23 protein-coding genes are annotated in these 22,302 nt (G+C 63.2%); 20 read left to right on the plus strand and 3 right to left on the minus strand.

The window, feature by feature from the left end; all coding sequences use genetic code 11:
• Window positions 1–9 precede the first annotated feature (9 nt).
• The 17 genes from infB to ligA all read left to right on the plus strand — a co-directional run bounded on the left by infB (window position 10) and on the right by ligA (window position 16,871).
• On the plus strand, window positions 10–2,619 hold the full coding sequence (gene infB / locus ACODSR_RS10315; protein WP_489076144.1) for a translation initiation factor IF-2: 2,610 nt from the start codon (window positions 10–12) through the stop codon (window positions 2,617–2,619).
• A gap of 106 nt (window positions 2,620–2,725) precedes the next feature.
• Entirely contained in the window at window positions 2,726–2,950 is a 225-nt protein-coding gene (locus ACODSR_RS10320; protein WP_489076146.1) for a type II toxin-antitoxin system RelE family toxin, read from the plus strand.
• Window positions 2,947–3,321 (plus strand): helix-turn-helix domain-containing protein, encoded by a 375-nt coding sequence (locus ACODSR_RS10325; RefSeq protein ID WP_489076148.1) that lies wholly within the window; start codon window positions 2,947–2,949, stop codon window positions 3,319–3,321. Before ACODSR_RS10320 ends, ACODSR_RS10325 begins: the two co-directional genes overlap by 4 nt.
• 4 nt (window positions 3,322–3,325) lie before the next feature.
• Complete coding sequence (gene rbfA, locus ACODSR_RS10330; protein ID WP_489076150.1) at window positions 3,326–3,730, plus strand: 30S ribosome-binding factor RbfA; 405 nt, start codon at window positions 3,326–3,328, stop codon at window positions 3,728–3,730.
• A 31-nt stretch (window positions 3,731–3,761) separates the two neighbouring features.
• Window positions 3,762–4,031, plus strand: a complete 270-nt coding sequence (locus ACODSR_RS10335) for an AbrB/MazE/SpoVT family DNA-binding domain-containing protein (RefSeq protein ID WP_489076152.1) — start codon at window positions 3,762–3,764, stop codon at window positions 4,029–4,031.
• Between the two features lie 2 nt (window positions 4,032–4,033).
• Window positions 4,034–4,423, plus strand: a complete 390-nt coding sequence (locus tag ACODSR_RS10340; protein WP_489076153.1) for a type II toxin-antitoxin system VapC family toxin — start codon at window positions 4,034–4,036, stop codon at window positions 4,421–4,423.
• Window positions 4,424–4,440: 17 nt separating this feature from the next.
• A complete protein-coding gene (locus tag ACODSR_RS10345; protein ID WP_489076155.1) occupies window positions 4,441–5,337 on the plus strand; it encodes an alpha/beta hydrolase family protein in 897 nt (298 codons plus the stop codon).
• Between the two features lie 3 nt (window positions 5,338–5,340).
• Window positions 5,341–5,919, plus strand: coding sequence for a thymidine kinase (locus ACODSR_RS10350; protein WP_489076157.1), 579 nt, complete (start codon window positions 5,341–5,343; stop codon window positions 5,917–5,919).
• A gap of 32 nt (window positions 5,920–5,951) precedes the next feature.
• Entirely contained in the window at window positions 5,952–6,965 is a 1,014-nt protein-coding gene (gene truB, locus ACODSR_RS10355; protein WP_489076159.1) for a tRNA pseudouridine(55) synthase TruB, read from the plus strand.
• Entirely contained in the window at window positions 6,966–7,235 is a 270-nt protein-coding gene (gene rpsO, locus ACODSR_RS10360; RefSeq protein WP_056688046.1) for a 30S ribosomal protein S15, read from the plus strand.
• A 299-nt stretch (window positions 7,236–7,534) separates the two neighbouring features.
• Window positions 7,535–9,868, plus strand: a complete 2,334-nt coding sequence (gene pnp, locus ACODSR_RS10365) for a polyribonucleotide nucleotidyltransferase (RefSeq protein WP_489076161.1) — start codon at window positions 7,535–7,537, stop codon at window positions 9,866–9,868.
• Between the two features lie 59 nt (window positions 9,869–9,927).
• Complete coding sequence (locus ACODSR_RS10370) at window positions 9,928–10,101, plus strand: hypothetical protein (RefSeq protein WP_489076163.1); 174 nt, start codon at window positions 9,928–9,930, stop codon at window positions 10,099–10,101.
• Between the two features lie 195 nt (window positions 10,102–10,296).
• A complete protein-coding gene (locus ACODSR_RS10375) occupies window positions 10,297–11,316 on the plus strand; it encodes a sensor histidine kinase (RefSeq protein WP_489076165.1) in 1,020 nt (339 codons plus the stop codon).
• A 56-nt stretch (window positions 11,317–11,372) separates the two neighbouring features.
• Window positions 11,373–12,158: an outer membrane protein assembly factor BamD gene (locus tag ACODSR_RS10380; protein ID WP_217671821.1), complete on the plus strand. Its 786-nt coding sequence runs from the start codon at window positions 11,373–11,375 to the stop codon at window positions 12,156–12,158.
• A gap of 203 nt (window positions 12,159–12,361) precedes the next feature.
• Window positions 12,362–14,026: a DNA repair protein RecN gene (gene recN / locus ACODSR_RS10385; RefSeq protein WP_489076201.1), complete on the plus strand. Its 1,665-nt coding sequence runs from the start codon at window positions 12,362–12,364 to the stop codon at window positions 14,024–14,026.
• 120 nt (window positions 14,027–14,146) lie between these two features.
• The gene (locus ACODSR_RS10390; RefSeq protein WP_489076203.1) at window positions 14,147–14,500 is read left to right on the plus strand and encodes a putative quinol monooxygenase; all 354 of its coding nucleotides are present in this window, start codon (window positions 14,147–14,149) and stop codon (window positions 14,498–14,500) included.
• 160 nt (window positions 14,501–14,660) lie between these two features.
• Entirely contained in the window at window positions 14,661–16,871 is a 2,211-nt protein-coding gene (ligA, locus tag ACODSR_RS10395) for an NAD-dependent DNA ligase LigA (RefSeq protein ID WP_489076167.1), read from the plus strand.
• Between the two features lie 140 nt (window positions 16,872–17,011).
• On the opposite strand, the gene ACODSR_RS10400 is transcribed toward ligA, so the two are convergent.
• The gene (locus ACODSR_RS10400; protein ID WP_489076169.1) at window positions 17,012–17,413 is read right to left on the minus strand and encodes a winged helix-turn-helix transcriptional regulator; all 402 of its coding nucleotides are present in this window, start codon (window positions 17,411–17,413) and stop codon (window positions 17,012–17,014) included.
• A 105-nt stretch (window positions 17,414–17,518) separates the two neighbouring features.
• Here ACODSR_RS10400 and ACODSR_RS10405 point away from each other — a divergent pair, with 105 nt between their 5' ends.
• Window positions 17,519–18,130 (plus strand): NAD(P)-dependent oxidoreductase, encoded by a 612-nt coding sequence (locus ACODSR_RS10405; RefSeq protein WP_489076171.1) that lies wholly within the window; start codon window positions 17,519–17,521, stop codon window positions 18,128–18,130.
• 159 nt (window positions 18,131–18,289) lie between these two features.
• On the opposite strand, the gene yghU is transcribed toward ACODSR_RS10405, so the two are convergent.
• On the minus strand, window positions 18,290–19,162 hold the full coding sequence (gene yghU / locus ACODSR_RS10410; protein ID WP_489076173.1) for a glutathione-dependent disulfide-bond oxidoreductase: 873 nt from the start codon (window positions 19,160–19,162) through the stop codon (window positions 18,290–18,292).
• Window positions 19,163–19,458: 296 nt separating this feature from the next.
• On the opposite strand from yghU, the gene groES reads away from it, so the two are divergent.
• Both groES and groL read left to right on the plus strand, forming a co-directional pair.
• Window positions 19,459–19,746: a co-chaperone GroES gene (gene groES, locus ACODSR_RS10415; protein WP_489076175.1), complete on the plus strand. Its 288-nt coding sequence runs from the start codon at window positions 19,459–19,461 to the stop codon at window positions 19,744–19,746.
• Between the two features lie 51 nt (window positions 19,747–19,797).
• Window positions 19,798–21,444 carry a chaperonin GroEL gene (gene groL / locus ACODSR_RS10420; protein WP_489076177.1) on the plus strand — a complete coding sequence of 549 codons (1,647 nt, stop codon included), beginning with the start codon at window positions 19,798–19,800 and terminating at the stop codon, window positions 21,442–21,444.
• A 64-nt stretch (window positions 21,445–21,508) separates the two neighbouring features.
• Here the strand turns inward: groL and ACODSR_RS10425 are convergent, their stop codons facing one another.
• The gene (locus tag ACODSR_RS10425; protein ID WP_489076179.1) at window positions 21,509–22,183 is read right to left on the minus strand and encodes a GNAT family N-acetyltransferase; all 675 of its coding nucleotides are present in this window, start codon (window positions 22,181–22,183) and stop codon (window positions 21,509–21,511) included.
• Window positions 22,184–22,302: the final 119 nt, after the last annotated feature.

Here is a 22,302-nt window from a genome sequence, read left to right on the forward strand (position 1 = left end):
TTCAGTCGTATGAGTGACAGCAAGGAAGACAAGCCGGTTCTGGGCCGCAAGCCGCTGGGCATCAAGCGGACCGTGGAATCTGGTCAGGTGCAGCAGCAGTTCAGCCATGGCCGCAAGAATACGGTCGTGGTTGAGGTGAAGCGGCGCCGCGTCCTGGGCAAGCCGGGCGAAGCTGCCCCGGCTGCTGCTGCGCCGCAGGCTGATCCGGTGCCAGTGGCGACCACAGCCGCACCCGCCGCGCCCCGTCCTGCTGCCCCGCCACCGCCTCAGCAGCGTGCGCCGCAGCCTGCCCCTGCGCGTCAGGCACCGCCGCAAAGCCTGATGTCGCGTCAGGAATTGCAGGCCAAGCTGCTGCGCGAGGCCGAGGAAGCGCGCATGAACGCGCTGGAAGATGCGCGCCGTCGCGAAGCGGCCGAGCGTATCGCTGCGGTCGAGAATGAAAAGCGCCGGGCCGAGGAAAACCGCCAGGCCGCCGAAATCGAGGCGTCAGCGCCTGCTGTCGAGGAAGCCAAGGCACCGCAAGCCGCGCCGGTTGCAGAAGCACCCGCCGCTGCGCCGCAGGAAGCTGTAGCTGCGCCTGACGCGGCTGCCCCTGCCGCAACGGAAGAGCAGCCCGCAGCAACCACCGCTGCGCCCCCGCCGCCGCGCCGCTTCACCCCGGTCACGCCGGTCAAGCGTCCCGAACCGACCAAGCCCGAACGGGCGAAGAAGGGCGAGGATAATCGTCGCCAGGCCGGCAAGCTGACCGTCACCAAGGCGCTGGCCGATGATGACAGCGCCCGTGCGCGCAGCCTTGCCGCGCTCAAGCGCGCCCGTGAAAAGGAACGCCGCGCCCATTATGCCGGTGGCTCCAAGACGCGCGAAAAACAGTCGCGCGACGTGGTCGTGCCAGAAGTCATCACCGTGCAGGAACTGGCCAACCGTATGGCCGAAAAGGGCGCGGATCTGGTCAAGTCGCTGTTCAAGATGGGGCAGGCGGTTACGCTCAACCAGTCGATTGATCAGGACACCGCCGAACTGCTGGTCGAGGAATTTGGCCACCGCATCCAGCGCGTGTCCGAAGCCGACGTCGAAATCGGTATCGAGGGCGATCTCGATCCGGTCGAATCGCTCAAGGTTCGCGCGCCTGTCGTCACGATCATGGGCCATGTCGATCATGGCAAGACCAGCCTGCTCGATGCGCTGCGCGGGACCGATGTGGTCGCGGGCGAAAGCGGTGGCATCACCCAGCATATCGGCGCCTATCAGGTGACGACCAAGGGTGGCGACATCATCACCTTCCTGGACACGCCGGGCCATGAGGCTTTTTCGGAAATGCGCGCACGCGGTGCGAACGTGACCGACATCGTCATTCTGGTGGTGGCCGCCGATGACGGGCTGATGCCGCAGACGATCGAGGCGATCAACCATACCAAGGCGGCCGGCGTGCCGATGATCGTGGCGATCAACAAGTGCGACAAGCCCGAAGCCAACCCGCAAAAGGTGCGTGAGCGCCTGCTCGAACATGAAATCGTGGTCGAGGATATGGGCGGCGACGTGCAGGACGTGCAGGTGTCCGCGCTCAAGAAAACCGGTCTGGACGAGCTGATCGAAAAGATACTGCTCCAGGCCGAAGTCATGGAACTGACCGCCAACCCCGATCGCGCCGCCGAAGGCAATGTGATCGAGGCCCAGCTGGACAAGGGCCGTGGCGCGGTTGCCACCGTGCTGGTGCGCAAGGGTACGCTCAAGGTCGGTGACACCTTCGTCATCGGCGCGGAAAGCGGCAAGGTGCGCGCCCTCGTCAATGACAAGGGCCAGCAGGTCAAGTCTGCCGGTCCTTCGGTGCCGGTCGAAGTGCTGGGCCTGTCGGGCGTGCCGATGGCGGGCGACCAGATGTCGGTCGTGGAGAATGAGGCGCGTGCTCGTGAGGTTGCCGCCTATCGTCAGGAACAGATCACGCGGAAACGGACGGCATCCGTGCCGACGAACTTTGAAAATATGTTCTCGGCGCTCAGCACCAAGGTCATCGAATATCCGGTGGTTATCCGTGGCGACGTGCAGGGGTCTGTCGAAGCGATCGTCAGTGCGCTGAATCGCATTTCGACCGACGAGATCAAGGTGCGTATCCTCAGCTCCGGCGTCGGCGCGATCACCGAAAGCGACGTTACGCTGGCGTCTGCCAGCCGCGCGCCGCTGATCGGTTTCAACGTCCGTCCCAATGCCAAGGCGCGTCCGCTGGCGATCCGCGAGAAAATCTCGCTGCGCTATTATGACGTGATCTACGACCTGCTCGAAGAAGTGCGCAACGAAATGGCGGGCCAGCTGGCCCCCGAACGCATCGAAACGATCGTGGGTCGCGCCGAAGTGTTGCAGGTTTTCCCTGCGGGCAAGAAGGACAAGGCGGCCGGGCTGCTGGTCAAGGAAGGCGTCATCCGCAAGGGGCTCAACGCGCGCCTTACCCGCGACGATGTCATCGTGTCCAAGACGGTCATCCACTCGCTGCGCCGCTTCAAGGACGATGTGTCCGAAGTGCGTGCCGGCATGGAGTGCGGCGCTGTGTTGCAGGACACCAACGACATCAAGGCAGGCGATACGCTCGAACTGTTCGAGGTCGAGGAGCGCATCCGCACGCTGTGAGAGACAAGCGAAGGGTCAATGAATTTAGCTATTGGTTAAATTCGTTGACCCTCTTTGTGTCTGAGCGTAACATTTCCATGTGGATATTCGTTTCTCGAAAACGGCGATGAGGGCGTTGCTGCGCTCCAACAAGCGGACGCTTATTCGGCAGAAGATCGAGGAACTGGCGCATGATCCAGACTCGCTGACGGCGAATATGAAGCGGTTGCAGGGGCGACCGGAATATCGGTTGCGGGTGCAGGACTGGCGTGTGATTTTTCGCATCGAGCAGAATATCCTCTGGATCGACGATATCGCCCCGCGTGGATCGGCTTATGAGGTGAACCCATGACTGCCCAGATTGTCGAGATCGCCGGCCAGAAAATCGCTATGCTGCCGATGGAAGATTATCAGCGGTTGGTGGATATTGCGGAGGATAGGGCGGATTTGCTGGCCGCCGAAAAGGCGCAAACACACCGAGAGGGCGGCGAAGAATATGTGCCGGCTGAGGTTGTGGATGCGATAATGGCTGGCGAAAGCCCCCTTCGCGCCTGGCGCAAGCATCGCCATTTCACGCTTGTGGACCTGGGCCGCCGTGTCGGTCATAGCCATACATATTTAAGCAACGTCGAAAATGGCAAGAAAGCAGGCGGACTTGCACTGTGGCGCAAACTTGCTGACGAACTGAACGTCGCAATTGAAGATATAGCGCCGGAAAGCTGAACCTATGACATTGCAACAAACTCAAGGCCCGTCTGTCCGTGCGCTCCGCGTGGGGGAGCAGGTGCGTCATATCCTGTCCGACATTTTGCAGCGTGGTGACGTGCATGACGATGTGCTGGCAAAGCATGTCGTGAGTGTCACCGAAGTGCGCATGTCGTCCGACCTGCGCCACGCCACCGCCTTCATCAAGCCGCTGCTGGGGCGGGATGAGGAAGCTGTGCTAAAGGCGCTGCGCACCAACACCGCCTATTTCCAGCGCGAGGTCGCGTCGCGTACGCGGCTGAAATATGCGGCCAAGATCAAGTTTCTGGCCGATGACAGTTTCGACGAGGGCAGCCATATCGACAGACTGCTGCGCGATCCCAAGGTGGCGCAGGATCTGGTCAAGGATGATGACGGCGAGGATTGACTCACTGCGCGGTAAGACGCATCTTACCAATATGAACGCCAAAACGACTCTCTCTGCCAAAGGGCAGATCGTCATCCCCAAGGATGTGCGGGACCAGCTTGGCTTTACGTCCGGGCAGATATTCGATGTCGTGCCGATGGGTGGCGGCGTGTTGCTCAACCCGCAGCATAAAAAGTCCGGTCGCAGCTTTGAAGAAATCATGGTGGGTATCAAGGCCCGCTACCAGCATCAGGGGCCGCCTGTTTCTATCGAGGAAATGGATGAGGCCATCGCGCAGATGTTCCGCGATCGCAAGGACTGATCGTGGCGGCGGCAATTGATACAAATGTGCTGGTGCGGTTCCTGACGGGCGACGATCTGGCGCAAGCGGCTGTTGCGGCGGACCGGATGAGGCAGGGCTTTTTAGTGTTGCCGACCGTATTGGTCGAGACAGAGTGGGTATTGCGCGCGAGCTATGGATGGCCACGTGAGCGCATAGCCGCAGCCTTGCTCGACGTGGTCGATTTGCCGGAAGCTTTGGGGCAACCTGCCAGAATAGGCTGGGTCATTGATCGTTTTGCCGCTGGCGCTGATTTTGCTGATATGATGCACTTGTCGATGGCTGCGGACGCGGAGATGTTTTTGACATTCGACCGGCGGATCGAGCGGACGGTTGGGGATTCGCCGCCTGTCACCGTCATGACTTTGATATGATATCAGGGAATTTCACCATGCGGGCTTTGCTGTTGTCCTGTGCGCTTTTGTCATGCGCCATCACCCCGACCACCGCCAAAGAGCCCGCCATCCACCCCGCCGTCATCAGCGATTCCGCCCCGGACGCCACCTATCCTGCGGGGATGAGCGCCTTCGTTTTGCCGTCGGGCGATGGGGCGATGAATGCCGTCATGTACACGGCTGCCGGGGCCGGGCTGCATCCCACGTTGCTGCTGCTCCACGGTTTTCCCGGTAACGAGCAGAATCTGGACCTGGCCCAGGCCGCCCGCCGCGCGGGGTGGAATGTGCTGACGCTCCATTATCGCGGGTCGTGGGGCAGTCCGGGGAATTTCTCCTTTGGCCATGCGTCCGACGATGCTGTTGCCGCGCTGCAGTTTCTCCAGCAGGCGTCGACCGTTGCCAGATATCGCATCGACACCAGCGCCATCGTGGTGGCGGGGCATAGTATGGGCGGGTTCATGGCGGCAGACATTGCCGCCGCCGAACCGCGCGTGGCCGGGCTGTTCCTGATCGACCCGTGGGACCCGGCGCAGACCGTCGCGGCGCTTGCGACGGCGCAGGGCGAGGCGGCGTGGAAGGCGGAGGTGGAGAGCGACCTGCCACCGCTGCATGGCGCGACCTATGACAGCCTGACCGCCGAGATAAAGGGCAATGGCGACAAGTTCGACCTTGGCCGACGGCTGGCGGGCTATGGCCGCCGACCGCTCACGATCCTTGGCGCGGAGAAGGGATTGGGAGCCGAGGCGCGCAAGGTGGCGGCCGACGCGCAGGGGGCGAACCCCAATGCGCGGCTGATGGTCTGGCCGACCGATCATAGTTTTTCCGACAAGAGGATCGCGCTGGCCGACGCGCTGGTGCGCTTTCTGTCCGGCGTAGCGCCCACAATTCGGTAATCCATGGCCAAGCTCTATTTCTATTATAGCTCGATGAATGCGGGCAAATCGGCGACGCTGCTGCAATCGAGCTTCAACTATCGCGAGCGCGGCATGGCGACGATGCTGTGGACAGCCGCGATCGACGACCGGTACGGCGCGGGGCTGGTATCTTCGCGCATCGGGCTGGAAGCACAGGCCCATCTGTTCGACCCGGCGGTGGATATGTTCGCGGCCATCGCCGCGCAGCATGACAGGACGCCGTTATCCTGCGTGCTGGTGGACGAGGCGCAGTTTCTGACCCGCGATCAGGTGTGGCAACTGGCTGGTGTTGCCGACAGGCTGGGCGTGCCGGTGCTCTGCTATGGCCTGCGCACCGATTTTCGCGGGGAATTGTTTGAGGGCAGTGCCCATCTGCTGGGGCTGGCGGACATACTGAGCGAGATCAAGACGGTGTGCGATTGCGGGCGCAAGGCGACGATGAATTTGCGCGTGGACGGGCAGGGGCAGGCGGTGCGCGATGGCGCGCAGACGCAGATTGGCGGCAATGATCGCTATGTCGCGCTGTGCCGCCGCCATTTTGTGGAGCAGATGGGCGGCTGACAAGCCGCCTGCTGCGGTGTAGGCGCGCGTCTATGCACGGCTGGATCATCCTCGACAAACCGCACGGACTTGGCTCGACCCAGGCGGTCAGCGCGGTCAAGCGCGCACTGCGCGACAGCGGGGCGGGCAAGTGCAAGGTCGGCCATGGCGGCACGCTCGATCCGCTGGCGACAGGGGTGCTGCCGATCGCGATTGGCGAGGCGACGAAGCTGGCCGGGCGAATGCTCGACAGCGACAAGATTTATGATTTCACCATCGCGTTCGGCGCGCAGACCGACACGCTCGACCTGGAAGGCGCTGTGATCGCGACCAGCGATGTGTGGCCGACATGGGCGCAGGTGGAGGCGGTGCTGCCGCGCTTCACCGGCCCGATCGAGCAGGTGCCGCCCGCCTATAGCGCCATCCTGATCGATGGCCAGCGCGCCTATGATCTGGCGCGGGCGGGGGCGGATGTGGAGATGAAGGTGCGGGGGGTGACGATCTATTCGATCCTCCCCGGCACGGGGAGGTGGCGGCCGAAGGCCGACGGAGGGGGTGGGCGGCTGAACGCGCCCCCATCGCGTCAAGACGCCAGCCCCCTCCACCAGCCTGCGGCTGGTCCCCCTCCCCGTGCCGGGGAGGAACTGGAGAGCATCACCCTCACCGCCCATGTCTCCAAGGGCACCTATATCCGCTCCCTTGCCCGCGACATTGCGCTGGCGCTGGGGACGGTGGGTCATGTCACCATGCTGCGCCGTATCAAGGCCGGGCCGTTCACCCTGGATTCCGCGATTTCGCTGGACAAATTGCGCCATGCTGCTAACGAGCGCGCCATCGGTAGCCTTATGCTGCCGCTGACGGCGGGGCTGGACGACATCCCGGCTCTCCCCGTCTCTCCCGATCAGGCCCTGATGCTCCGACAGGGGAAGGTTCTGACCGGGATCACTGCCACCACCGGCCTGTATCTGGCGATGGACGGGAATATCCCCGTCGCGCTGGTCCGGTCGGATGATCGCGAGATCATCGTGGTGCGCGGTTTCAACCTGATGTCGAAGGATGACGACTAAATGACGATTACTGCCGAGCGCAAGGAAGCGCTGATCAAGGAATATGCCCGCGCTGAGGGTGATACGGGTTCGCCAGAGGTTCAGGTTTCTATCCTGACCGAGCGGATCACCAACCTGACCGAGCATTTCAAGGGTCACCACAAGGATAATCACAGCCGTCGTGGTCTGCTGATGATGGTCAACAAGCGTCGTTCGCTGCTGGACTATCTCAAGAAGAAGGATCAGGCGCGCTATGTCGACCTGATCGGTAAGCTGGGCCTGCGTAAATAACGCAGACCTTCAACGGGACGGCCCCCATGCGGGGCCGTTTCTGATTCTGAAACATGGCGTCGGGCAATTCGGCACGGTGCTCATGATACAGGGGACATTTCCCCACACCGTTCGGGCTGAGCTTGTCGAAGCCTTCTACTGAGCGAAGCGAAGTTTGCTTCGCCTCCGCTCAGCAAAGCCCTTCGACTTCGCTCAGGGCGAACGGATAGGAGGAGTTCGCTCCTCACCTCATGGAGCCTCACCGGCTCCACCAAAGGCCCCGCCCGGCAATAGGGCCGACGCGGGCGAAGGAAAAAACTATGTTTGATGTCAAGAAGGTATCGATCGAGCTGGCCGGCAAGACGCTGACCCTCGAAACCGGCCGTATCGCACGCCAGGCTGACGCCGCCGTGCTGGCCACCTATGGCGAAACCGTGGTGCTGTGCGCCGTGACCGCCGCCAAGAGCGTGAAGGAAGGCCAGGATTTCTTCCCGCTGACCGTTCACTATCAGGAAAAATATTCCGCCGCCGGCCGCATTCCCGGCGGCTTTTTCAAGCGTGAGCGCGGCGCGACCGAAAAGGAAACGCTGGTTTCCCGCCTGATCGACCGTCCGATCCGCCCGCTGTTCCCCGAAGGCTTCTACAACGAAATCAACGTTATCGCCCAGGTGCTGTCGTTCGATGGCGAAAGCGAGCCGGACATGGTGGCGATGATCGCGGCGTCCGCTGCGCTGACCCTGTCGGGCGTCCCCTTCATGGGGCCGATCGGCGCGGCGCGCGTCGGTTACAAGGATGGCGAATATCAGCTCAACCCGTCGCTGGACGAGGTAAAGACCGGTGAACTCGATCTGGTCGTTGCCGCCACTTACGACGCGGTCATGATGGTCGAATCCGAAGCGAAAGAGCTGTCGGAAGAAATCATGCTGGGCGCGGTCCTGTTCGCGCATGAAGCGAGCAAGAAGATTGTCGACGCCATCATCAGCCTGGCTGAAAAGGCGGCCAAGGACCCCTGGGACATGGCCAAGAGCGATGATCTGGTCGAACTGAAGGCCAAGCTCAAGAAGCTGATCGGCAAGGATATTGCCGCTGCTTACAAGCTGACCGACAAGTCGGCCCGTTCCAACGCGCTGAACGAAGCCCGCGCCAAGGCGAAGGCGAAGTTCACTGCCGACGGCCTGGACGCCCAGACGGTGATGGCCGGCATCAAGCTGACCAAGAAGCTGGAAGCGGAAATCGTGCGCGGCGCCATCCTGAAGGACGGCAAGCGCATCGACGGCCGCACCACCACGCAGATCCGCCCGATCGAGGCGATGGTCGGCTTCCTGCCCCGCACCCATGGTTCGGCCCTGTTCACGCGCGGTGAAACGCAGTCCATCTGCACCACCACGCTGGGCACCAAGGACGCCGAGCAGATGATCGACGGCCTGACAGGCCTGCATTATGAAAACTTCATGCTGCACTATAACTTCCCGCCCTATTCGGTCGGTGAAGTCGGTCGCTTCGGCGCGCCGGGTCGTCGTGAAGTGGGCCATGGGAAGCTCGCATGGCGTGCACTGCACCCCGTGCTGCCGAGCAAGGATGAGTTCCCCTACACGATCCGCGTTCTGTCCGACATTACCGAGTCGAACGGGTCGTCCTCGATGGCGACCGTCTGTGGCGGTTCGCTGTCGATGATGGACGCCGGTGTGCCGTTGAAGCGCCCCGTGTCCGGCATCGCCATGGGCCTGATCCTGGAAGGCAAGGACTTTGCCGTCCTGTCCGACATATTGGGTGATGAAGATCATCTGGGCGACATGGACTTCAAGGTGGCCGGCACGTCCGAGGGCATCACCACGATGCAGATGGACATCAAGATTGCGGGCATCACGCGCGAAATCTTCGAAGCTGCCCTGACCCAGGCGAAGGAAGGCCGCGCGCACATTCTGGGCGAGATGGCCAAGTCGCTGGCCTCGACCCGCACCGAGCTGTCGGCTCACGCACCGCGCATCGAGACGTTGCAGATCGACAAGTCGAAGATCCGCGAAGTCATCGGCACCGGTGGTAAGGTCATCCGCGAGATCGTCGCCGAAACCGGTGCGAAGGTGGACATTGACGATGAAGGCCTGATCAAGATCAGCTCGTCCGATCCGGCGCAGATCGAGGCCGCGCGCAAGTGGATCCTTGGCATCACGCAGGAAGCGGAAGTCGGCAAAATCTATGACGGCAAGGTCGTCAACATTGTCGATTTCGGGGCGTTCGTGAACTTCATGGGTGGCAAGGACGGCCTCGTCCACGTCTCCGAAATGAAGAATGAGCGCGTTGAAAAGCCCACCGACGTCGTGTCGGAAGGCCAGGAAGTGAAGGTCAAGGTTCTGGAAATCGATCCGCGCGGCAAGGTTCGCCTGTCGATGCGCGTCGTCGATCAGGAAACCGGCGAGGAACTGGAAGATACCCGTCCTGCCCGTGAAGCGCGCGAACCCCGTGGCGATCGTGGTCCGCGCCGTGACGGTGGCGGCGGCGAAGGCCGTGGCCCGCGTCGCGACGGCGGCGGTGATCGTGGTCGTGGCCCGCGCCGTGACGGCGGTGATCGTGGCCCGCGTCGCGAACGCAGCGAAGGCGGCAATGATGACGGCCCGGCACCGGGCGGTCTGCCCGACTTCCTGACCCAGGATTGATTGTCCATCCGACGAACTGAGAAAAATGGGGCGTCCGGTTCGACCGGGCGCCCTTTTTTTTGCTCATCATGCCCTTTGCGAAGTCGGCACAAAATCCTCCCCTGCAAGGCAGGGCTATCGCATATGAAACCGCCCCCGCATTCATCGTCATCCTGAATTTATTTCAGGATCCATTTCTCGTCGCGAACGGCGGCTTGTGGGGCATGATGGATGCTGAAACGAGTTCAGCATGACGAAGTAAAATATGGGAAGTTCCATATGCGACAGGCCTGCCTGCCGGGAGAGGATGGGCTATGTTCGACATGCCAATATCGGATTTGCAAATGCGATAACCGCCTTTTTTATGCGACGCGACCCGCCGACTGATTTCGATCAATGCATCGGGCTAAGGTTCTGCTACTGTAACGATGGACCATTTGGGGAACATCATGCAGCGGAGCAATGCGCGCTTTGTCGAACGCCTGCCGCTCGTCCTAGATCGGCCAGCCTATGCCTATGGTTTGACGCTGATTTTCTGCGGTGCGGCCTTCATGCTGCGTATCGCCGCTGAACCATTGCTGCCCAATGGTTATCCCTTCGTCACCTTCTTTCCGGCGGTGATCCTTTCGTCCTTCCTGTTCGGCGTCCGGCCCGGCATTTTTGCCGCGATCCTTTGCGGCCTTGTCTCCTGGTATGTCTTCATTCCGCCCTTCTACAGCAGGGAGGTGAACCCTGGGGTTGCCGTCGCGATGCTGTTCTACACCGGCGTGGTGGTGGTCGACATATTGTTGATCCACTTCATGCAGCGGGCCAATTTTCATCTGGCGGTGGAACGCGAACGCAGCCGGGCGCTGGCGGAAAATCGCGAACTATTGTTCCATGAACTCCAGCATCGTGTGTCCAACAATTTGCAGGTTGTCGCCGCAATGCTGGCGCTCCAGCGACGCCATGTCGATCATGATGTCGCGCGCAAGGCGCTGGACGATGCGTCGGCGCGGCTGGGACTGGTCGGGCGGATCAGTCGCGCGCTTTATGATCCGTCGGGGGCGGGGCAGGATATAGGTGCCTTTCTGACCATGCTGACCGACGATGTGCTGGAAGCCAGTGGCCGTTCGGACATCAAGCTTTCCGTTGCTGCGCCCGAAGGTTTGACCATCGAACCTGCCATCACGGTGCCTTTGGCGCTGATCGTGGCGGAATCGGTCAGCAACGCGATAGAGCATGGCCTGCCTGATCTGCCCGGCAAGATCGTAGTGACGCTGGAGGAGGCGCAGGGCGCGCTGGCGCTGCGCATCGTTGATGACGGCCATGGCGTTGCTCCGGACTTTGAACATGGCACCAGCGATTCGCTGGGCCTGCGCATCGCCAATGCACTGGCGGTGCAGCTGGGCGGGCGCTTTTCGCTGACGCCGGGGGCGAATGGCGGCGCGGTCGCGCGGCTCGATCTGCCGGCGCGGATGGCCTGTTGAGCCTGACTCCATTCTGCCGCTTGGCGACGGCGTGTCCCTCGGCTATGACCCGCCCCATGCTGATGAAAACCGTAACGCGCATCGGCGCGGCCACCGCCCCGCTTCTGCTTGCCACCCTGCTTGCAGGCTGCGCGACGTCCAAGAACAAGGCCGACACCCAATATGTCGCCCGCGACGTGTCGACCCTCTATAATAGCGGCAAGGACCGGCTTGATCGCGGCCAGTATAAGCTGGCCGCCGCTTTGTTTGACGAGGTGGAGCGCCAGCATCCCTACTCGCCCTGGGCGCGCCGGGCGCAGCTGATGTCGGCGTTCAGCTACTATATGAACAGCGACTATGCCGAATCCATCTCGGCCTCGCAGCGTTTCCTGTCGATCCATACCGGCAACAAGGATGCGCCCTACGCTTATTATCTGATCGCGCTCTGCTATTATGAGCAGATTGCCGATGTCAGCCGCGACCAGAAGATCACGCAACAGGCGCTCGATTCGCTGGGTGAACTGATCCGCCGCTATCCCGGCACCCGCTATGCCGCCGATGCGCGGTTGAAGGTCGATCTGGTCAACGACCATCTGGCCGGCAAGGAAATGGAAGTCGGTCGCTTCTACCAGCGGCGCGGCCAGTGGCTGGCCGCCACGCTGCGCTTCCGCGTCGTGATCGACAAATATCAGACCACCACGCACACGCCCGAAGCGTTGGAGCGGCTGGTCGAATCCTATCTCTCGCTCGGCATCCCCGACGAAGCGCGCAAGGCCGCCGCCGTGCTGGGCGCCAACTATCCCGGCACCAAATGGTATGAGCGCAGCTACAAGCTGATGCAGGAACATGGCAGCAAGGCGTAAAATTTAGCCCCTCCCTTTCAAGGGAGGGCGGTTCAGGTCGGTCAAGCCCCCGGCTTGACCTAAACAGCATGGGATGCTGTTTACCTGAATCGGGGTGGGTCGCGACCCGAAGGGGAGCGTTCAACCTCACCGTTGCAGGCGCCGCTGGCGCGGCGCACCCACCCCCTGACCCCTCCCTTGAAAGGGAGGGGGGAGTAACCGCGCTGCTAACCTCATTGTCCATCCGCAATGTCGTGCTGATCGAGGCGCTGGACCTGGATTTCGGTGCGGGCCTGTCCGTGCTGACCGGGGAAACGGGCGCGGGCAAATCGATCCTGCTTGATTCGCTGGGACTGGCGCTGGGCGCGCGCGCCGATAGCGGCCTCGTCCGCAATGGTGAGGCGCAGGCCAGCGTTACCGCGACCTTCGATCCACCGCTCGCCGACCATCGCGCCGCGATCCTGCTGGCCGACAATGGCATCGACATGGAGCCGGGCGAACCGCTGCTGATCCGCCGCACGGTGAAGGCCGATGGCGGCAGCCGCGCCTTCGTCAATGATTCGGCCTGTTCGGCGGCGCTGCTGCGTGAACTGGGCGGGTGTCTGGTGGAAATTCATGGCCAGCATGACGATCGCGGCTTGCTTAACGCGCGGGGGCATCGCGCGTTGCTCGACGCTTATGGTCGCTGCGATGCTGGCGCGGTCGGTGCCGCGCATGGCGCGTGGCGCAAGGCGGCGAACGCCCTCGCCGAAGCGCGCGCTACCGTCGATACCGCCGCCCGCGACCGTGATTATCTGGCCCATGCCGTCGATGAACTGACCCGCTTCGGTCCCGAACCGGGCGAGGAGGCGACTCTCGCGGAAGAACGCGCGTCGATGCAGAAGGGCGCGCGCCTGACCGACGATCTGTCGGCGATTGCGGACTGCCTGACCGGCTCCGACGGTGGCCTTGCCCAGCTGCGGCAGGCGGCGCGGCGGCTTGACCGGATCGCGGCGGAGGATGAGCGGCTGGCCTCCGTGCTGGAGGCGCTCGACCGCGCGGTGGTGGAGGCGGGCGAGGCGGAGGACCGGCTGGCCGAAGTGGCGGAGGCTTTGAGCTTCGACCCCGCCCGGCTGGACGACATCGAAACCCGGCTGTTCGACCTGCGCGGGCTGGCGCGCAAGCATCAGGTCCAGCCGGATGATCTGGCGGAATTATGCGCGCAGATGGCCGCACGCCTGACCGCGATCGAGGGCGGGGAGGAGCATATCGCTGCGCTGGAGGCGGATTTCGCGAAGAAGGCGGCGGCCTATCGCGCCGCCGCGCAGGCGCTGTCGGGGGAGCGGCAAATGGCGGCTGGTAAGCTTGACGCGGCGGTCGCGGCGGAGCTTGCGCCGTTGAAGCTGGATGCCGCGCGTTTCCGCACCGTGGTCGCGCCGCTCGATGAAGCGCAATGGACCGGGCAGGGGATGGACCGGGTGGAGTTTGAGATTTCGACCAACCCCGGCGCGCCCTTCGCCCCGCTGACCAAGATCGCTAGCGGAGGCGAATTGTCGCGCTTCATCCTCGCGCTGAAAGTCGCGCTGGCCGAGCAGGGCGGGGCGGACACGCTGATCTTCGACGAAATCGACCGGGGCGTGGGCGGCGCGGTGGCGTCCGCCATCGGCGAACGCTTGTCGCGGCTGGCGCGCAGCAACCAGATATTGGTCGTCACCCACAGCCCGCAAGTCGCCGCGCGCGGCGCAGGCCATCTGTTGATCGCCAAATCGAGCGACGGCACGGTGACGCGGACGGGGGTTCATGCGCTGGATGAAGGCGAACGGCGCGAGGAAATCGCGCGGATGCTGTCGGGCGCGGAGATTACCGCAGAGGCGCGGGCGCAGGCGGAACGGTTGCTGGAGCGGGTGTGATGTCGGTGTTCCCGCGCAGGCGGGAACCCAGATCGGAGCGTGGGACTGGGTTCCCGCCTGCGCGGGAACACGGCAGATAGGATGGCGGAGGACAGCATGAAAACCCATAACCGCAGAGACATGCTGGGCTTCACCGCCGCCGCCATGGCCACCAGCGCCATCCCCGCCACCGCGCAATCGGCCCCGCCCCGCTACGGCCTGATCGGCCAGATGATCGCCAAACCCGGCAAGCGCGACGAATTGCTGACCTATCTGCGCGAAGGCACGACCGGGATGCCCGGCTGCCTGTCCTACGTCATCGCGCTCGACACCGCTAACCCCGACGCGCTGTGGATCACCGAAGTATGGGACAGCCGCGACAATCACATGGCCTCGCTCAAACGCCCCGCCGTGCAGGCCGCCATCGCCAAGGCCCGCCCGATCATCGCCGGTTTCGGGCAGCTGTTCGAGACGGTGCCGGTATCGGGGCTTTAATCCAATCTCCGTTCGTGCTGAGTAGGGGTTGAGCGAAGTCGAAGCCCCGTATCGAAGCAAGCGCCCAATCCTTCGATATGCCATTTGCCCTTTGGTCGTCTGCGACTCCGACTACGCTCAATGGCTACTCAGGACGAACGGAGGGCGGTATGGAGGCGCTATGACCGACCCCGCCACCCTCTCCGAAGCCGAAGCTGCCAACCGTTTGATGCGTCTGGCGCGCGAAGTGGCCAAGCATAACCGGCTCTATCATGATCAGGACCAGCCTGAGATTAGCGACGCGGCCTATGACGCGCTGATTGCGGAAAATAACGCGCTGGAGGCGGCCTTTCCGCACCTGGTTCGGGCCGATTCGCCCAATGCACAGGTCGGGGCCGCGCCGACATCGGCGCTCAAAAAAATCCCCCACGCCGTCCGCATGATGAGCCTCGACAATGGGTTCGCCGATGAGGATATCGCCGAATTCCTCGCCCGTGTGCGCCGCTTCCTCGCGCTGCCCGATGATGCGCCGGTTGCGCTGACCGCCGAGCCGAAGATTGACGGCCTGTCCTGTTCGCTGCGTTACGAGAAGGGCGAACTGGTGCTGGCCGCGACGCGCGGCGATGGCGCTACGGGCGAGGATGTGACCGCCAACGTCCGTACCATCGCCGATATTCCGCAAAAACTTCCACCCCTCCCCTTCAGGGGAGGGGACGGGGGTGGGGGCGCGCCGGATGGCGCTGCGCCGGTTGATAGCCCCCACCCCAACCCCTCCCCTGAAGGGGAGGGGCTATATGCGATCCCCGACCTGTTCGAGGTGCGGGGCGAGGTCTATATGGCCAAGGCGGATTTTACCGCGCTCAACGCCCGGCTGCTGGCCGAGGCGGACGAGCCGGACAAGGCGCGGCAATTCGCCAACCCCCGCAACGCCGCCGCCGGATCGCTGCGCCAGAAGGACGCGACCGTCACCGCCAGCCGCCCGTTGCGCTTCCTGGCCCATGGCTGGGGGGCGTACAGCGCCTTGCCCGCCGACACGCAACTGGGGGTCATGCAGGCGATTGCGGCCTGGGGTCTGCCGGTGTCGGACCGGCTGGTGTCGCTCGATACGCTCGACGCCATCCTGACCCATTATCGCAGCATCGAACGCGCGCGGGCCGACCTGCCCTTCGACATTGACGGGGTGGTGTATAAGGTCGACCGGCTCGACTGGCAGCAGCGGCTGGGCTTTGTCGCCAAGGCACCGCGCTGGGCGATCGCGCATAAATTTCCCGCCGAACGCGCGCAGACGACGCTGGAGGCGATCGACATTCAGGTTGGGCGCACCGGCAAGCTGACCCCGGTGGGCCGCCTGACCCCGGTGACGGTGGGCGGCGTCGTCGTCTCCAACGTCACGCTGCACAATGCCGACGAGATTGCCCGGCTGGGCGTGCGCCCCGGTGACCGCGTCATCGTCCAGCGCGCGGGCGACGTCATCCCGCAGGTGGTGGATAATCTCGATCGCGACAAGCCCGGCGCGCCCTATATCTTCAAGCCCGAATGTCCGATCTGCCAGAGCGAGGCGGTGCGTGAGGAAGGGGAGGTCGATTATCGCTGCACCGGCGGCTTGATCTGCCCGGCGCAGCGCTTCGAGCGATTGCGCCATTTCGTCAGCCGGGTGGCGCTGGACATTGAGGGGCTGGGGGAGAAGTCGATCCAGGAATTTCTCGATCTGGGCTGGATCACCGAACCCGCCGATATTTTCCGCCTGAAACGCCACCGTCCAGACCTGATCGGTCGGGAGGGGTGGAAGGAAAAGTCGGTCGACAATCTGCTCGCCGCGATCGAGGCGAAGCGCGCGCCGGACGCGGCGCGGCTGCTCTTTGGCCTGGGCATCCGCCATGTCGGCGCGGTGACGGCGCGCGATCTGCTCAAGCGCTACACCACGCTGCCGGGCGTGCGCGCGCTGGCGGAAGAGATTATCGCCCTGCGCGACCAGCCATTTGACACGCCCGTCAAGCGCGACAAGGCGATTGCCGATCATATCGGAGTCGAAAATGTCGGCGCGGCGGTGGGCCATGCGCTCGCCGATTTCTTCCACGAACCCCATAATGTCGCGGTGTGGGAGGACCTGCTGGAAGAGGTCACGCCGCCTCCCTATGTCGTGGAAACCACCGCCAGCGCCGTTACCGGCAAGACCGTGGTGTTCACCGGCAAGCTGGAAACAATGAGCCGCGACGAGGCCAAGGCGCAGGCTGAACGGCTGGGGGCCAAGGCGGCGGGATCGGTCAGCGCCAAGACGGATCTGGTGGTCGCGGGGCCAGGGGCGGGGAGTAAGCTGAAGCAAGCCGCCGCGCTGGGGATCACGGTGATCAGCGAAGAGGAATGGGCGGAGATTGTGAAGGCGGCTGGGTGAAGGATAGCTTCTTATCCGTTCGGGCTGAGCCTGTCGAAGCCTTGTCCTTCTTCGCGCAAGTAAGTGCGGCCCTTCGACAGGCTCAGAGCCTGCCCCCGGCTCGATCGGGGGGCGAACGGAGGTAATGAGACACGCGAAGCCTAAGCCGCCATCGCCTCCACCCCCGCATCATGCGCGCGCCGGGCGACCATGATGTCGCCGACATGGGATTCGGCCCAGCCGGTAATCTGGTCCAATATGCCGATCAGCCCGCCTGCCAGCGGGGTCAGCCGATATTCCACCGTCACCGGCACGGTCGCAAAGGCGGCGCGGCTGACCAGCCCGTCGCGCTCCAGGCTCTTCAACGTCTGCGACAGCATCTTTTGCGAAATCGCGCCGATCCGGCGGCGCAACAGGTTGAAGCGCACCGGCCCGTCTTTCAGGCTCAGCAACACCAGCACCGCCCATTTGTCGCCGATCCGGTCGAGAATATGTCGGGTCGGGCAGTCGGGATTATAGGCGTCGCCGATGCGTGGCGGCAGGGCGGGGGTGGCAGACGGCATGGGTAGTATCCTCGACGTAACCAGGTGAAGGCGAGGTGCCTTCTTGCACCCCTGATAGCATAATCGCTATCTGGTTTCCATTGGTAACCCCTTATGGAGACGGGCATGAAAATAGCGATCATCGGCGGCACGGGTCGTGCGGGGCAGGAAATCAGCGCGGAACTGGCCCGACGCGGGCATCAGGTGACGGCTATTGCCCGTCATCCTGAAAATGCGGTGCAGGATGCGGCGGTCACCGCCATTGCGGGCGACGTCAACCATCCCGACGCGCTGGTGCAAGCTATCGCAGGCCATGATGCCGTCGTCAGTGCGGTGATGTTTGGCGATACCGATCCGGCGTCGCTGGTCGGAGTTGTGCGGGCGTCGGGCGTACCGCGCTATCTGGTCGTCGGTGGCGCGGCGAGTCTGGAGGTGGCGCCGGGCGTTCCGTTGATCAGCACGCCCGAATTCCCCAAGGAATATCTGCCCGAAGCCAGCCGGGGCAAGGCGTTCCTCGACTATCTGCGCGGCGTCGATGACATCGACTGGACCTATGTGTCGCCCTCGCTCTTCTTCTTCGTCGGCCCACGCACCGGCAGCTTTCGCCTCGGCACCGATCAATTGCTGAGCGATGCCGATGGCAAGAGCAGCATATCCTATGCCGATTATGCGATCGCACTGGTCGATGAAATCGAAACGCCGCGCCACAGCCGCCAGCGCTTCACCGTCGGCTATTGATGCGGGGGAGGGGGCGTTAGAGTTTTTTGGGAAAGCCGGTTCCAGCCCACTCCCCCGCCCAACCACCCGACAGGATGATACTGGATCGGGCGGTTGGGCGGGGGAGCGGGCTGGAACCGCACTTGAAAAGCGCTCTTTCGCGCTTTTCCAAAGAGACTCTTACGCCGCCCCCTCCAGCTTGTCCTGCGTTTTCGTTGCGAAGTCGCCCGCGTCGTGGCGCTCATGCAATTGGCCATCCAATGGCCCGTTGATCTTGTTGACCTTGCGCCCGCGCGTCACTGCCGGGCGCGCGTCAATCTGCCGTGCCCAGCGCAGCAGGTTGGTGTAGCTGCCCGCATCCAGAAATTCCGCCGCATCATAGGCGTAGCCCAGCACCACGCCGCCATACCAGGGCCAGATGGCGATGTCGGCGATGCTATATTCGTCGCCCGCCATATAGGCGTTGTCCGCAAGATGCCGGTCCAGCACGTCGAGCTGGCGCTTCACTTCCATTGTGTAGCGGTTGATCGGATATTCATATTTTTCCGGGGCATAGGCGTAAAAATGGCCAAAGCCGCCGCCCAGCAAAGGGGCGCTGCCCATCTGCCAGAACAGCCAGCTGAGCGCGGCTGTCCGCTTGGCCGGATCGGTCGGCACGAAGGCGCCGAACTTTTCGGCCAGATACAGCAGGATCGCGCCGGATTCGAACACGCGCTGCGGTGGCGACACGCTATGGTCCATCAGCGCCGGGATCTTGCTGTTGGGATTGACCGCCACGAAGCCGCTGGAAAACTGGTCGCCATCACCGATCTTGACCAGCCAGGCGTCATACTCCGCCTGCGTAAATCCCGCCTCCAGCAATTCTTCCAGCAGGATCGTGACCTTCTGCCCATTGGGCGTGGCCAGAGAGTAAAGCTGGAACGGATGCTGGCCCACCGGCAGATCCTTGTCGTGGGTTGCGCCCGCAGTCGGCCGGTTGATATTGGCGAACTGGCCGCCGCTGGCCTTGTCCCATGTCCAGACGGCGGGCGGGGTGTAGGTTGGATCGCTCATGGGGGAGAGGCCTCTCGTGGATGCTGATCCGCGTCAGGTAGGAAGCGCCCCGCCGCACCGCAACGGCGCTGAAGGATGTTGCACCGAAAATCATCGGTCGCGAAAAAATGCGCATGGAAGGTCTTGACCGACCTTTCGGTTGCGCCATATCTAACCGCGCTAGCACTCTCCTTCAATGAGTGCTAACAGCAACGCAGTTTATCGGGAGAAGGATAAGGCGAGGGCGGTTTTCGGGGGGATTCATCCCCGGCATCGCGCGCCGGACCGATCCCAAACAGAAGGGAAAGGCAATCAACATGGCATTTCGTCCATTGCACGACCGTGTTCTCGTCCGCCGTATCGAAGCGGAAGCAAAGACCGCCGGTGGGATCATCATCCCCGACACTGCCAAGGAAAAGCCGCAGGAAGGCGAAATCGTCTCCGTCGGTTCCGGCTCGAAGGCCGAAGACGGCAAGGTGACCCCGCTCGACGTCAAGGCTGGCGATCGCATCCTGTTCGGCAAATGGTCCGGCACCGAAGTCAAGGTCGACGGTGAGGACCTGCTGATCATGAAGGAATCGGACATTTTGGGCGTCGTCGCCTAAATCATTCCGTTTTTCTGACTATCTCCATTTGCAAGAAAGAGGGTTTTTCCCATGGCTGCAAAAGACGTAAAATTTTCCCGCGACGCTCGTGAGCGCATTCTGCGCGGTGTCGACATTCTGGCCGACGCGGTCAAGGTGACCTTGGGGCCAAAGGGCCGCAACGTCGTCATCGACAAAAGCTTTGGCGCTCCCCGTATCACCAAGGACGGCGTCAGCGTCGCCAAGGAAATCGAACTCAAGGACAAGTTCGAAAATATGGGCGCCCAGATGGTGCGCGAAGTCGCATCCAAGACCAACGACATTGCTGGCGACGGCACGACCACTGCGACCGTTCTGGCGCAGGCGATCGTCCGTGAAGGCATGAAGTCGGTTGCCGCCGGCATGAACCCGATGGACCTGAAGCGCGGCATCGATCTGGCCGTCATCAAGGTTGTCGAGGACCTCAAGGCGCGTTCCAAGCCCGTCGCCGGGACCAAGGAAATCGCCCAGGTCGGCATCATTTCGGCCAATGGCGACACCGTGGTTGGCGAAAAGATCGCCGAAGCCATGGAGCGCGTCGGCAAGGAAGGCGTGATCACGGTTGAAGAAGCCAAGGGTCTCGAATTCGAGCTGGACGTCGTCGAAGGCATGCAGTTCGACCGCGGCTATCTGTCGCCCTATTTCGTGACGAACCCGGAAAAGATGGCTGTAGAGCTGGCTGATCCGTACATTCTGATCCACGAAAAGAAGCTCAGCAACCTCCAGTCGATCCTGCCGATCCTCGAAGCGGTCGTTCAGTCGGGTCGTCCCCTGCTGATCATCGCCGAAGATATCGAAGGCGAAGCGCTGGCGACCCTGGTCGTCAACAAGCTGCGCGGTGGCCTGAAGGTCGCAGCGGTCAAGGCCCCTGGCTTTGGCGATCGTCGCAAGGCGATGCTGGAAGATATCGCTGTCCTGACCAAGGGCGAAGTGATTTCCGAAGATCTGGGCATCAAGCTGGAGAATGTCACGCTGGCGATGCTCGGCACCGCCAAGCGCGTCACCATCGACAAGGACAACACCGTCATCGTCGATGGCGCTGGCGACCATGATGCGATCAAGGGCCGTACCGAGCAGATCCGTCAGCAGATCGAGAACACCACCTCGGACTATGACAAGGAAAAGCTGCAGGAACGTCTGGCCAAGCTCGCTGGTGGCGTTGCCGTCATCAAGGTTGGCGGCGCTTCGGAAGTCGAAGTCAAGGAACGCAAGGACCGCGTCGACGACGCGCTGCACGCCACCCGTGCGGCCGTTGAAGAAGGCATCGTTCCTGGCGGCGGCACCGCTCTCCTCTATGCCACCAAGGCTTTGGCCGGCATGAAGGGCGCGAACGACGACCAGACCCGTGGTATCGACATCATCCGCAAGGCGATCGAAGCGCCGCTGCGCCAGATCGCCCAGAATGCGGGCGTTGACGGTGCCGTGGTTGCTGGCAACCTGCTGCGCGAAAATGACGAGACCCGTGGTTTCAACGCTTCGACCGACGTGTACGAAAACCTGGTGGAAGCCGGCGTGATCGACCCGACCAAGGTCGTTCGTGCGGCGCTGCAGGACGCGGCCTCGGTCGCTGGCCTGCTGATCACCACCGAAGCGGCGATCTCCGAAATGCCTGCCGATGACAAGGCACCGATGGGTATGCCCGGCGGTGGCATGGGCGGCATGGGCGGCATGGACTTCTAAGTCCAACGCTCTCGCTAAGACAAGAAGAGGCCGGTGGAGCGATCCACCGGCCTTTTTCGTGGGGTCAACGCACCAGCACCGCCATCGGCAACTCCGCCCGCACCGCAAAGCCCAGCGTCTCATAAAGCGCGATCGTCCGGTGATGGGCGGCGTAGGCGTGCAGGAAGGGCGTCTCGCCCCGCTCCAGCATCGCCTGCATGACGATCCGCATCAGCGCGCCGGCGAGGCCCCGCCCGCGAAAATCGGGATGGGTGCAGACGCCGCTGACCTCGGTAAAGCCGGGCAGGCGCATCCGCTCCCCCGCCATCGCGATCAGCTGTCCCGCCTCACGCACACCGATGAAACGGCCCAGCCGATGGGTCAGCGGGTGGAAGGGGCCGGGCCGGGTCAATAGCGCCAGCGCGCGCATTTCGTCAGCGTCCGCTTCGCCCAGCACTATCCACTCAAACGGCGGTGCCGGGGCAGGGTTGAGCGTTGTCGCGACCATCTGCGCCAACGTCGCGGTGCGCGCGATCGTCATACCTGCCGGGGTCACCGCCACATCCTGCCCGACCAGCCACATTTCGCTATCGCCGGTTGCGAGCGCGGCCAGCGCGATCAGGCTGTCCGCACCGTCATCGCCGGTCGCCGCAAAGGGGCCATAAGCGGGATCGAGCCGCATCGCATCTCCGTCCCCCTGCGCCAACGTCGCCCAGCCGCTGCGCAGCGTGTGCCAGACGGGACGATCAAGCGGGTGCATGGGACAGGCTCCGGGCTATGGGGCGGGATGGGGCTGCCATATCAGCCCGATCGGCCGGTTCAAGCCGGATGAGGTGGATGGCTCCCGCTCACGGCATCTAAGTGCCAAGATGGGTTTGC

Source organism: Sphingobium sp. FG125 (assembly GCF_057809795.1).

Bases quoted from the DNA above. Each gene is read 5' to 3' on its own strand.
- groES (WP_489076175.1), top strand. From the start codon at position 19,459: ATGGCATTTCGTCCATTGCACGACCGTGTTCTCGTCCGCCGTATCGAA.
- groL (WP_489076177.1), top strand. From the start codon at position 19,798: ATGGCTGCAAAAGACGTAAAATTTTCCCGCGACGCTCGTGAGCGCATT.
- rbfA (WP_489076150.1), top strand. From the start codon at position 3,326: ATGACATTGCAACAAACTCAAGGCCCGTCTGTCCGTGCGCTCCGCGTG.
- pnp (WP_489076161.1), top strand. From the start codon at position 7,535: ATGTTTGATGTCAAGAAGGTATCGATCGAGCTGGCCGGCAAGACGCTG.
- ACODSR_RS10325 (WP_489076148.1), top strand. From the start codon at position 2,947: ATGACTGCCCAGATTGTCGAGATCGCCGGCCAGAAAATCGCTATGCTG.
- ACODSR_RS10400 (WP_489076169.1), bottom strand. From the start codon at position 17,413: ATGCCGTCTGCCACCCCCGCCCTGCCGCCACGCATCGGCGACGCCTAT.
- ACODSR_RS10350 (WP_489076157.1), top strand. From the start codon at position 5,341: ATGGCCAAGCTCTATTTCTATTATAGCTCGATGAATGCGGGCAAATCG.
- yghU (WP_489076173.1), bottom strand. From the start codon at position 19,162: ATGAGCGATCCAACCTACACCCCGCCCGCCGTCTGGACATGGGACAAG.
- rpsO (WP_056688046.1), top strand. From the start codon at position 6,966: ATGACGATTACTGCCGAGCGCAAGGAAGCGCTGATCAAGGAATATGCC.
- ACODSR_RS10380 (WP_217671821.1), top strand. From the start codon at position 11,373: ATGCTGATGAAAACCGTAACGCGCATCGGCGCGGCCACCGCCCCGCTT.
- ACODSR_RS10320 (WP_489076146.1), top strand. From the start codon at position 2,726: ATGAGGGCGTTGCTGCGCTCCAACAAGCGGACGCTTATTCGGCAGAAG.
- ACODSR_RS10345 (WP_489076155.1), top strand. From the start codon at position 4,441: ATGCGGGCTTTGCTGTTGTCCTGTGCGCTTTTGTCATGCGCCATCACC.
- ACODSR_RS10405 (WP_489076171.1), top strand. From the start codon at position 17,519: ATGAAAATAGCGATCATCGGCGGCACGGGTCGTGCGGGGCAGGAAATC.
- ligA (WP_489076167.1), top strand. From the start codon at position 14,661: ATGACCGACCCCGCCACCCTCTCCGAAGCCGAAGCTGCCAACCGTTTG.
- ACODSR_RS10335 (WP_489076152.1), top strand. From the start codon at position 3,762: ATGAACGCCAAAACGACTCTCTCTGCCAAAGGGCAGATCGTCATCCCC.
- ACODSR_RS10375 (WP_489076165.1), top strand. From the start codon at position 10,297: ATGCAGCGGAGCAATGCGCGCTTTGTCGAACGCCTGCCGCTCGTCCTA.
- ACODSR_RS10390 (WP_489076203.1), top strand. From the start codon at position 14,147: ATGCTGGGCTTCACCGCCGCCGCCATGGCCACCAGCGCCATCCCCGCC.
- ACODSR_RS10425 (WP_489076179.1), bottom strand. From the start codon at position 22,183: ATGCACCCGCTTGATCGTCCCGTCTGGCACACGCTGCGCAGCGGCTGG.
- infB (WP_489076144.1), top strand. From the start codon at position 10: ATGAGTGACAGCAAGGAAGACAAGCCGGTTCTGGGCCGCAAGCCGCTG.
- truB (WP_489076159.1), top strand. From the start codon at position 5,952: ATGCACGGCTGGATCATCCTCGACAAACCGCACGGACTTGGCTCGACC.